The following is a 1,232-nucleotide window of genomic DNA, read 5'->3' on the forward strand; positions in this document are numbered from 1 at the left end:
AGGTTGCCGTCGGCGCGGTGGCGGGCCAGGTCACCGGTGCGGTACAGGCGCCCACCTGGGGCGAACGGGTCGTCGAGGAAGCGTTCGGCGGTGAGCTCGGCGCGGTTGAGGTAGCCACGGGCGACCTGTACGCCGCCGATGAACAGCTCGCCGGTGACACCTTGGGGGACGGGTTGGCCCTGGGGGTCGAGGACGTACAGGGTGGTGTTGGCGATGGGTTTGCCGATGGGGGTGTTGTCCGGGGCGGTCAGGCAGTGCCAGGCACTGACATCGACGGCGGCTTCGGTTGGGCCGTAGAGGTTGTGCAGGTCGATGCCCGGGAGTTGCGTGTGGAAGCGACGGACCAGGCTGCCTGGTAGAGCTTCACCGCTGCACAGGACCCGTTTCAGGGGTGAAGCATGGAGGATGGCACCGGCTTCGCCGGTGATCGCGGGCAAGCCCGCTCCTACAGGGAGCGCGGTGGTATCGGGGGCGGAGGATAGGAAGACGTCCAGCATCGAGGGGACGAAATGCAGGGTGGTGATGGCTTCGTGCTCGATTACCTGGCGCAGGTAGTCTGGGTCGCGGTGGCCGCCGGGGCGGGCCATGACCAGGCGGGCGCCGGTTTGCAGTGGCCAGAGGAATTCCCATACCGACACATCGAAGCTGAACGGGGTTTTCTGCAGCACCACGTCTTCGGCATTCAAGCCGTAGGCGTCTTGCATCCACAGCAGGCGGTTCACCACACCGGCGTGTTCGTTCATCACCCCCTTGGGCAGGCCGGTGGAGCCGGAGGTATAGATCACGTAGGCCAGATGGCGTGGCGTCAGGGCCGCCACCACCGGGTTAGTTGAAGGTTGTTCGGCCCACGTTGGCTGGTCCAGGTCGATGATGCGGCCCGTTTCCGGCACATGCCGCGTTGCCGCATGCACCAGCACCGCCACCGGCGCGCTGTCGGTCAACATATGCCGGACCCGCTCAGCCGGGTAATCCGGATCGACCGGCACGTAGGCGCCGCCAGCCTTGAGAATGGCCAGCAAGCCAACCACCATCGACAGGCCGCGTTCCACGCAGATCGCCACGCGGTCATCAGGCTTGACGCCCAAATCGATGAGGTAGTGAGCCAGGCGGTTGGCCTGCTCGTTCAACGCGCGGTAGCTCAACTCGCCTTCTTCAGCGCGAACCGCCACCGCCTCGGGCGAACGCAGCACCTGCGCCTCGATCATCCCATGCAGGGTCTGCTCAAGGTCGTA

The 1,232-nt window shown here is 65.9% G+C and carries 1 protein-coding gene; it reads right to left on the minus strand.

The window, feature by feature from the left end; translation table 11 throughout:
- On the minus strand, window positions 1-1,232 hold a 1,232-nt coding region (locus F3J45_RS29550; protein ID WP_167070874.1), incomplete at both ends, for an amino acid adenylation domain-containing protein.

The sequence above is a fragment of the Pantoea sp. Ap-967 genome (assembly GCF_011752565.1).
GTDB lineage: Bacteria > Pseudomonadota > Gammaproteobacteria > Pseudomonadales > Pseudomonadaceae > Aquipseudomonas.